The sequence below is a fragment of the Variovorax soli NBRC 106424 genome, assembly GCF_001591385.1.
In the GTDB taxonomy this organism is placed as follows: Bacteria; Pseudomonadota; Gammaproteobacteria; order Burkholderiales; family Burkholderiaceae_C; genus Variovorax; species Variovorax soli.
On the sequence record NZ_BCUU01000017.1, the window covers coordinates 57467 to 65837 of the forward strand.

Annotated in this window: 9 protein-coding genes; 3 read left to right on the plus strand and 6 right to left on the minus strand. The window is 69.3% G+C overall.

Annotated elements, in window-relative coordinates; genetic code table 11:
- Positions 1 to 3 precede the first annotated feature (3 nt).
- Positions 4 to 1332: a sulfatase family protein gene (locus tag VSO01S_RS07845; RefSeq protein WP_068641247.1), complete on the plus strand. Its 1329-nt coding sequence runs from the start codon at positions 4 to 6 to the stop codon at positions 1330 to 1332.
- 36 nt (positions 1333 to 1368) lie between these two features.
- Here VSO01S_RS07845 and VSO01S_RS07850 read toward each other — a convergent pair whose 3' ends face one another.
- Complete coding sequence (locus VSO01S_RS07850; protein WP_068641248.1) at positions 1369 to 1929, minus strand: putative glycolipid-binding domain-containing protein; 561 nt, start codon at positions 1927 to 1929, stop codon at positions 1369 to 1371.
- 149 nt (positions 1930 to 2078) lie between these two features.
- Here VSO01S_RS07850 and VSO01S_RS07855 point away from each other — a divergent pair, with 149 nt between their 5' ends.
- Both VSO01S_RS07855 and VSO01S_RS07860 read left to right on the plus strand, forming a co-directional pair.
- Positions 2079 to 3290: a Y-family DNA polymerase gene (locus tag VSO01S_RS07855; protein WP_174544713.1), complete on the plus strand. Its 1212-nt coding sequence runs from the start codon at positions 2079 to 2081 to the stop codon at positions 3288 to 3290.
- Between the two features lie 8 nt (positions 3291 to 3298).
- Complete coding sequence (locus VSO01S_RS07860) at positions 3299 to 3979, plus strand: TIGR02117 family protein (protein WP_068641250.1); 681 nt, start codon at positions 3299 to 3301, stop codon at positions 3977 to 3979.
- 9 nt (positions 3980 to 3988) lie between these two features.
- Here the strand turns inward: VSO01S_RS07860 and VSO01S_RS07865 are convergent, their stop codons facing one another.
- From VSO01S_RS07865 to VSO01S_RS07885, 5 genes are all read right to left on the minus strand, one after another.
- The gene (locus VSO01S_RS07865) at positions 3989 to 5071 is read right to left on the minus strand and encodes a purine-nucleoside phosphorylase (RefSeq protein ID WP_068641251.1); all 1083 of its coding nucleotides are present in this window, start codon (positions 5069 to 5071) and stop codon (positions 3989 to 3991) included.
- A 63-nt stretch (positions 5072 to 5134) separates the two neighbouring features.
- Positions 5135 to 5833, minus strand: a complete 699-nt coding sequence (locus tag VSO01S_RS07870) for a hypothetical protein (protein WP_068641260.1) — start codon at positions 5831 to 5833, stop codon at positions 5135 to 5137.
- A 55-nt stretch (positions 5834 to 5888) separates the two neighbouring features.
- A complete protein-coding gene (gene queF, locus VSO01S_RS07875; protein WP_068641252.1) occupies positions 5889 to 6746 on the minus strand; it encodes an NADPH-dependent 7-cyano-7-deazaguanine reductase QueF in 858 nt (285 codons plus the stop codon).
- Positions 6743 to 7654: an alpha/beta fold hydrolase gene (locus tag VSO01S_RS07880; protein WP_068641253.1), complete on the minus strand. Its 912-nt coding sequence runs from the start codon at positions 7652 to 7654 to the stop codon at positions 6743 to 6745. The genes queF and VSO01S_RS07880 overlap by 4 nt, the downstream gene beginning before the upstream one ends.
- Before the next feature lie 15 nt (positions 7655 to 7669).
- Positions 7670 to 8371 (minus strand): 2OG-Fe(II) oxygenase (locus tag VSO01S_RS07885; RefSeq protein WP_068641254.1); only part of this gene is annotated, 702 nt, incomplete at its 5' end.

Sequence of the window (8371 nt, forward strand, 5' to 3'; positions counted from 1 at the left end):
ACCATGACGACCACACAACGACGCCCCAATTTCATCTTCATCGTCGCCGACGACCTCGGCTATGCCGACCTGGGCTGCTACGGCGGCCGCGACGAGCCCTTCGGCCGCGTGTCGCCGGTGCTCGACGGCCTGGCGGCCCAGGGCGTGCGCTTCACGCAGGGCTACTCGAATTCGCCGGTGTGCTCGCCCACGCGCTTCGGCATGATCACCGGCCGCTACCAGTACCGCCTGCGCGGCGCGGCCGAGGAGCCCATCAACAGCAAGAGCCGCGGCAGCAAGACGCTGGGCCTGCCGCCCGAGCATCCCACGCTGCCCTCGCTGCTCAAGGGTGCGGGCTACCGCACCGCGCTCATCGGCAAGTGGCACCTGGGCTCGCAGCCGCACTTCGGTCCGCTGCGCTCGGGCTACGAGGAATTCTTCGGCCCCATGTCCGGCGGGGTGGACTACTTCACCCACTGCGACTCCACCGGCCAGCACGACCTGTGGCTGGGCAACGAGGAGCACCAGGCCGAGGGCTACCTCACCGACCTGCTCTCGCGCCGCGCCGCCGACTACGTGCAGCGCATGGCCGAGGGCGATGCTCCCTTCTTCCTGAGCCTGCACTACACCGCGCCGCACTGGCCCTGGGAAACGCGAGACGACGCCGGCAAGGCGCCGCTGGTGAAGAACAACCTGTTCGACCTGGCGGGCGGCAACATCCACACCTACCGCCGCATGATCCATCACATGGACGAAGGCATCGGCTGGGTCATGCAGGCGCTGGAAAAGGCCGGCATCGCCGACAACACGCTGGTGGTGTTCACCAGCGACAACGGCGGCGAGCGCTTTTCCGACAACTGGCCGCTGGTGGGCGGCAAGATGGACCTCACCGAAGGCGGCATCCGCGTGCCATGGATCGCCCACTGGCCCGCCGTGATCCCGGCCGGCGGCACCAGCGGCCAGCTGTGCATGACCATGGACTGGTCGGCCACCATGCTCGATGCGGCCGGCGTTCCGGCCGACGAGCGGCATCCGCTGGACGGCGTGTCGCTCATGCCGGTCCTGCGCGATGCCACGCACAGCTTTGCGCGTCCGCTGCACTGGCGCATGAACCACCGCGGCCAGCGCGCCCTGCGCGAGGGTGACTGGAAGTACCTGCGGGTGGATGGCAACGACTACCTGTTCAACATTCCGCAGGACGAACGCGAGCGGGCCAACCAGGCGAACAAGGAGCCCGGGCGGCTCGAGGCCATGCGCGCCGCCTGGGAGGCGTGGAACGACACCATGCCGGCCATTCCGGAAGATGCGACGGTGAGCCTGGGCTACTCCTACAAGGACATGCCGCAGCGCTGACGACGCGGCGGCGCCGCGGGCACGCCATTCAGGGAATCAGCTCACCGACTCCCAGAGGCCGGGGTAGCGGGTGACGAAGCCCTCGGCGCCCACCTTGAGCGTGTCCTTGTATTCGAAGCGCGGCGACTCGTAGGCGTATTCGCCGTCGCCGCGCCGCTTGTAGTGCTGCGCCACGGCGGCCAGCGAATCGCCGTCCAGGTCGATCCATGCCACCGGCACGTCGGCGGATTCGCCCTTTTGCAGGTTCAGCCGGCGCAGCTGCACCAGATTGGTGGCCGGGGTGAAACCCAGGTCGAGGTCGATGCAGTGCGCCATCTCGGGCACCACTTCCTCGTTGAGCGTCCAGTCGCCGCGCGCATTGCGGGCAATGGCGAAATCGACGGCGGCCGAGCCGACCCAGCCGCGCACCCGGCCCCATTTGGTGTGCCAGGCCTTGTCGCAGTAGACGCGGTAGTCCAGCCGCGCCGGGCGGCCGTCGGTGTGTTGAAAGACAGCCGCCCCGTCCAGCTGCCAGGATTCGCCATGCCGTTCCAGACGGCAGGCGTCATGTCCCGGAGCGTCGAGCCGGCGCCAGAAGATCGTGGCGATGGTCTGCATGATGGCGGCAATGATGGCATCGAAGCGCGCCGCGCACCAGTGGGTGGCGCTGGGCGGGGGATATGGCGCATGGCAGGTGCCTGGCAGCCGCTCGCGCGAGAATCGGGGGTTCCGTGACCGACACCATCCGCCGCATCGCCCACCTCGACATGGACGCCTTCTTCGCGTCCGTCGAACTGCTTCGCTATCCGCAGCTCAAGGGGCTGCCGGTGGTGATCGGCGGCGGCCGGCGCAAGGTGGACGAGGCCATCATGCGCCACGTGCCCGAAGGCGGCACGCTGGCCGACATTCCGGTCGAGGCCTTTCCGCTGCTCAAGGACTACGTGGGGCGCGGCGTGATCACCACCGCCACCTACCCGGCGCGCGTGTTCGGCGTGGGCTCGGCCATGGGCATGATGAAGGCGGCCAAGCTGTGCCCGCAGGCCATCGTGCTGCCGGTGGACTTCGACGAGGTGCGGCGCTTCTCGCGCCAGTTCAAGGGCATCATCCGCGACATCGCACCCATCATGGAAGACCGCGGGGTGGACGAGGTGTACATCGACTTCACAGACGTGCCCGGCGGCCAGCGCGAAGGCGGGCGCGTGCTGGCGCGGCTCATCCAGAAGTCCATCTTCGAGGCTACGGGGCTCACCTGCTCCATCGGCGTGGCGCCCAACAAGCTCATCGCCAAGATGGCCAGCGAATTCCAGAAGCCCAACGGCATCTCAGTGGTGTACGAGAGCGACCTGCAGACGCGCATCTGGCCCCTGCCCTGCCGCAAGGTCAACGGCATCGGGCCGAAGGCCGACGAGAAGCTCAAGCGGCTGGGCATCGAGACCATCGGGCAGCTCGCGGGCTGCGAGCGCGAATGGCTGATCGCCAATTTCGGCAAGGCCACCGGCGCCTGGATGCACGAGGTGGCCTGGGGCCGCGACAACCGTCCGGTGGTGACCGAGAGCGAGCCGGTGTCGATGAGCCGCGAGACCACCTTCGAGCGCGACCTGCATGCGGTGCGCGACCGCGCGGAGCTGGGCGCCATCTTCACCCACTTGTGCGAGAAGGTGGCCGAGGACCTGCAGCGCAAGGGCTATGTGGGCAAGACCATCGGCATCAAGCTGCGTTATGACGACTTCAAGATCGCCACGCGCGACCAGACGGTGGCCAGCTTCACCGCCGACGGCAAGGTGATCCGCCAGACGGCCGGCCACTGCCTGCGGCGCGTGTCGCTGGAGCGGCCGCTGCGGCTGCTGGGCGTGCGCGTCGGCACCCTGGCGAAGGCGGACAGTCCCGAGGCCACCGCCCCGATGTCCGAGGGCACGGGCCTGCGCACGCCGTCGCGCGCGCGGACGAAGGCGCAGGACACCACCGGCTCGCTGTTCTGACGACGAATATGCGCACCGGGCTGCGCGCGCTCTCGATCGTCTTGCTGGCCCCGCTGGCCGCCATGCTCGCGTACTGGAGTGCAGCCTGCCTGCTCCTGCTGTGGCCCGTGAAGGGGCAGCCACCTGCCGCAGCGGCGCAGGTGCAGGCCTGGGTGCTCAGCAACGGCATCCACACCGACCTGGTGCTTCCGATGCGCGGCCACGGCGTGGACTGGAGCCAGCTCTTCAGCGCGACGCATGCACGCGCCGCGCCGCCCGATGCCAGCTACATCGCCATCGGCTGGGGCGACCGCGAGATCTACCTGTACACGCCGGTGTGGGCAGACCTGACGGCGCAGCGCGCGCTGCGTGCCGCGCTGGGTCGCAACCGTGCGCTCCTGCACGTCAGCCACCTGCGCGCTGCCGACCTGGCACACGGCACTGCGCACCGCCTGCCCTTGTCGCAGGAACAGTACGAGCGGCTTGCGGCCCATGTGATGGCCAGCCTGCCACAGGCCCAGGCGCGGCCCATCCCCGGTGCCCACTACGCAGACAACGATGCCTTCTACGAAGCCACGGGCAGTGCGAACCTCTTTCGCACCTGCAACAACTGGACGGGCGAAGGCCTGCGCGCCGCGGGCGTGACGGTGAGCCGATGGACACCGTTCGACTTCACCGTCACGGCCTACCTCGCGGCCGGCCGGCCCTGACGTTGTCGGCTACTTGCCCGCCGGTGCAGGCACGCCGGCCTGCCACTGTCCCCAGTTCTTCGTGATGTGGTCCACCACGCGCGAGCCCACCAGCTCGATGTTCTCCACCGTCTCCGCAAAGCCGCCGGCCGTTTCGCCAGGCGCGGGGTCCAGGTGCTGCAGCGTGGTCTCGCGCGGATTGCCCTGGTCGAAGTTGACGGCGCCGCGCAGGCTCATGACACGGTCGGTGCCGTGCGTGCGCTTGATCACCAGCGTGATGGCCGCCGCTTCCATCTCGGTGATGACGTAGTCGTCGGCGCCGTAGAGCTTGGCGATGTACTGGGCCTGGTTGGACATGCCCGGGCCATGGAAGAAGGTGTCGCCGGTCATGTGCGTGCCGGTGCCGACGAAGGGCGCGCGCCGTGCCGCTGCCTGCGGATAGCGCAGCCGGTACTTGCGGGCAGAGTCCGAGTCCTTCAGGGGCGTGTCGGCGCTGAGCTTCATGGCCCAGGCCACCAGGTCGGGGTTGAGCTTGAAGCGGCGATATTCCTCGTAGCCCTTGCGCGGCATGAAGGTCGGCTCGCCCGGCTTGTTCTCTTCCGGCGCCCAGCGGTGGCCCAGGTCGTAGTCGACCAGCCAGGTCGCCCAGTTCACTTCGCCGATGGTGCCGCGCGACGGCGGCGTGCCGGCCACGCCCGAGATCACGTAGTAGGCCTTGGAGAAATCGAAGGCCGGATTGAGCAGGATGGCCTGCATCGACGACGACGAGTTCACCTTGCCCATGCCGAGTACCGAGCCGCACACGCCGTCGGCATTGCAGTACACCGGGCCCAGCGCGCCGGGCACGGCGACGGGCTTGGCGCCCTTCCAGTAGCGCTCGTACCAGTGCTGGAATTCGCCGGCGCGGTCGCCGGTGTTCTGGCCGATCTCGAACATGGCGGCGACGAACACCTTGACCTGGATCGGTGCGGGCTTGGCGCCCTGCTGCGAAGAAGAAGACGATGCAGCGGGCGTGCTGCCGGGCGCGGCGCAGCCGGCCAGCGCGGCAGCCAGGCCAAGGGTGGTGGCGCCGAACGCGGCGCGGCGGGAAAGACGGGAGAGTGAGAGTGTCATGGGGGGCCTGATGCAAAAACCGGGCCCCGATTCTCGCCGCTGCGCGGGCGAACCGATCGCTTCTCAGCGCTCGATCAGCGAAATGCGCACCCACTCTTCGCCGTCGACCTGCACCTCGTAACCCAGGTCATCCGCGAGGTTCTGCAGCGCCACGGCATCGATGGCGAGCCGGCGCGGCGCGCAATGCACCACGGCGCTTTCGGGCATGCCGTCGTGGCCGCCCTCGACCACGCCGGGCATCGTGCGCAGGAGCAATCCGCTGCGGCCCTGCGGCTCGATCCGGATGGTGCATTCGTCCGTGCACGCGTCGTGGAGGTAGTTGAGGCCGCACAGCAGCAGGTAGCGCAGCGCCGCCGCCCGGGGAAAGCGCTCTTCGGTGTCAGAGGTCGGCTGCTCGAGTGCCGCATCCATCTCGAGTTGCACGTCCTGCAGGCTGAAGGCCGGCCGCAGCAGCGCCACGCACATCTGCACCAGCTCCGAGCGCGCGATGCCTTCGTCCGTGTCGGCCAGCTCCCAGTTGCGCAGCAGGCGCACGCCGTCCAGCAGCTCGGCAAGCTGTGCATCGATGAGCGCCACGCGCTCGTTGCAGGCCTGCGAATCGATCTGGGGCGCCTCCACCTGCCGCTTGAGCATCAGCACGCCCATGCGCATGACGGACACCGGTCCCACCATGTCGTGGCGCAATGCGGGAAGGACGCGGGTCAGCAGTTCGTATCGGACGCCGGCCGCGATCCAGCTGCGGGCGGCGGGCGAGGCCTTCATCATGCGGCCAGTATCGGGCGCCCCGCGCCCCGCGCCTGTAGGAGCAGGTCTACAGCTATTGCCGCGCCGTGCGGACGTTTGGCGGCAGCGGCTGCGGCCAGCTGGTGCGAAACGGATTGATGTCCAGCCCGCCGCGGCGCGTGTAGCGCGCATACACCGCCAGTTTGGTTGGCCGGCAGTACTGCATGATGTCGGTGAAGATGCGCTCGGCGCAGGGCTCGTGGAATTCGTTGTGCTGGCGAAAGCTCACGATGTAGCGCAACAGGCCGGCCTGGTCGATCTGCGGGCCGCTGTAGCGGATCTGCACGCTGCCCCAGTCGGGCTGACCCGTGACCAGGCAGTTGCTCTTGAGCAGGCGGCTGGTGAGCGTCTCGGTGACGGGCTGCTCGTCGAAGTTGGCGCCAAGCAGTTCGGGGGCCGGCTGGTAGTGGGTGCAATCCAGGTCAAGCCGGTCGAGGTCCACGCCGTCGAGCTCGTGCACCGGTTCGCGGTCGAACATGTCCGGCGCCAGCAGCTTCACGCCCACGCGGCCGCTGCGGCCGCTGCCGCGCCACACCGCTTCGCTCAGGTCGTCGGCCAGGCGCTCGCGCACCGCGGCGGCATCGGCGAACACGCTGCTGTTGAAGCTGTTGAGATAAAGCTTGAAGGACTTGCTCTCGATGATGTTGGGCGTCTCGCAGGGAATCGTGAAGTGCGCAATGGCCAGCTGCGGCTTGCCGCGCGCGTTGAGCCAGCTCAGCTCGAAGGCGGTCCAGAGATCGGCGCCGAAGAAGGGCAGCGGCTCGCCGCGGATGCCCATGGCCTCGCGCTGCGTGGCGCGTGCAATGGGAAAGAGCTGGCCGGGGTCGTACTGGTCGACGTAGGCCGACGCGCGGCCCAGTTGCGACTGCTCGGGGGTGTTGGAAATGCTCATGGTGCGGTGTCCTTGGTGTCAGCAGGAACCGAATTCAGAAAAGGAATGATGTGGGCCAGCAGCAGCTGGTTGACCGGCGGCGGCAGGTCGTGCCCCATGCCCGGAATGCCGACGAAGCGCGCCCCCGGGATGCGGCGCGCGGTGTCGCGGCCGGCAGCGATGGGCACCAGCCGGTCGGCCTCGCCGTGCAGCACCAGGGTGGGACAGCGGATGCGGCCGAGTTCGTCCAGCCGGCGGTCGGTGTCGGCGCCGATGGCCAGCATCTGGCGCAGCAGGCCCGCCGGCCGATAGGCACGGCGCACGCTTTGCGTGAGGCGCTCGCGCAGCACCTGCTCGTCGCAGGGATAGGCCGGGCTCTCGATCAGGCGGATGAAGCCCAGGCTGTAGGCCACCAGCGATTCCTCGGTCCGTCCCGGCGGGCGCCGGAACAGGCTGGCCGCCACCTGCGGATGCGGCCCGGGCAGGCCGCGCGCGCCGCTGGAGCTCATGATGCTGGTGAGCGAGCGCACGCGCTGCGGCGCGCTGGAGGCCACGCGCTGCGCGATCATGCCGCCCATGGAGGCACCGATGACATGCGCCTGCCCGATGCCCAGCGCATCGAGCACGCCCAGCGAGTCGTTGGCCATGTCCTGCAGCGTGTAGGGCGAGCGCACCGGCAGGCCCAGGCGCGAACGCACCGTCTGCCACAGGAAGTTGTGCCGCGGCGCATGGTCGAAGCCTTCGGACAGGCCGATGTCGCGGTTGTCGTGCCGGATGACCCGAAAGCCCGCATCCACCAGCGGCTGCACGAAGTCCTGCGGCCAGCCGATGAGCTGCATGCCCAGGCCCATGATGAGCAGCACCGCCGGTCCGTCGCGCGGGCCGGCGTCGTCCACCTCGATCTCGATGCCGTTGGCGCGGACTTTCATGCGCAGCCCGCCCCGCTATGCAAACTCCCGCTCCCGCAGCCACTTGGTGGCCACCCATTTCTCGCCCGCCAGCACCGGCGCGCCGCCGTGCAGGGTGCGGGTGGACGGGTCGGGCCGGTCATAGCTGAAGAAGACGCCGGTGCCGCGGCGCGGCGCCACCTCGAGCCCGACGTCGGGGAAGGTGGTGCCGCCGCCCTGCCCCGGCTCCTGCAGGTAGATCACCAGCGTGGCCAGGCGCTGGCCGCCGCGGCGCAGGATGGTGGGCGTGCCGGGCTCGGCCGGATCGAAATAGTCGTAATGCGGGCGGTACTGCGCGCCGGGCGCGTAGCGCAGGATCTGCAGGCCCTCGCCGAACTCCACCGGCCAGTGCAGCAGGCGGGCGATGCGCTCCTCGACGCGCTGCACCAGCGGGCTTTCGCCCCGGGTGAAGAACATGCCGTCGCTGGTGCGGTCCACGTTGAGCGCCTCGCCGCCGGTCTTGGTTTCCACCGTGAGCGAGCGGGCCAGGCGTTCGCGCGCACCGGCAATGAGGCCTTCGCATTCCTCGTCCGACAGCAGGTCGCCGAACACCACCACGCGCGGATGCTTCATGGTGAGCAGCACCTGCACCTGCCGATCGCCCGCGTCCACGTAGAGGGGCGAGCCCTCCAGCAGCGGACCGGGCATCTTCGTGCGCGGCTCGGCCGGCGCTGCCGCGGCAGCCGGCTGGGCCGGTGC

Bases quoted from the DNA above. Each gene is read 5' to 3' on its own strand.
- VSO01S_RS07845 (WP_068641247.1), top strand. From the start codon at position 4: ATGACGACCACACAACGACGCCCCAATTTCATCTTCATCGTCGCCGAC.
- VSO01S_RS07850 (WP_068641248.1), bottom strand. From the start codon at position 1,929: ATGCAGACCATCGCCACGATCTTCTGGCGCCGGCTCGACGCTCCGGGA.
- VSO01S_RS07855 (WP_174544713.1), top strand. From the start codon at position 2,079: ATGGACGCCTTCTTCGCGTCCGTCGAACTGCTTCGCTATCCGCAGCTC.
- VSO01S_RS07860 (WP_068641250.1), top strand. From the start codon at position 3,299: ATGCGCACCGGGCTGCGCGCGCTCTCGATCGTCTTGCTGGCCCCGCTG.
- VSO01S_RS07865 (WP_068641251.1), bottom strand. From the start codon at position 5,071: ATGACACTCTCACTCTCCCGTCTTTCCCGCCGCGCCGCGTTCGGCGCC.
- VSO01S_RS07870 (WP_068641260.1), bottom strand. From the start codon at position 5,833: ATGAAGGCCTCGCCCGCCGCCCGCAGCTGGATCGCGGCCGGCGTCCGA.
- queF (WP_068641252.1), bottom strand. From the start codon at position 6,746: ATGAGCATTTCCAACACCCCCGAGCAGTCGCAACTGGGCCGCGCGTCG.
- VSO01S_RS07880 (WP_068641253.1), bottom strand. From the start codon at position 7,654: ATGAAAGTCCGCGCCAACGGCATCGAGATCGAGGTGGACGACGCCGGC.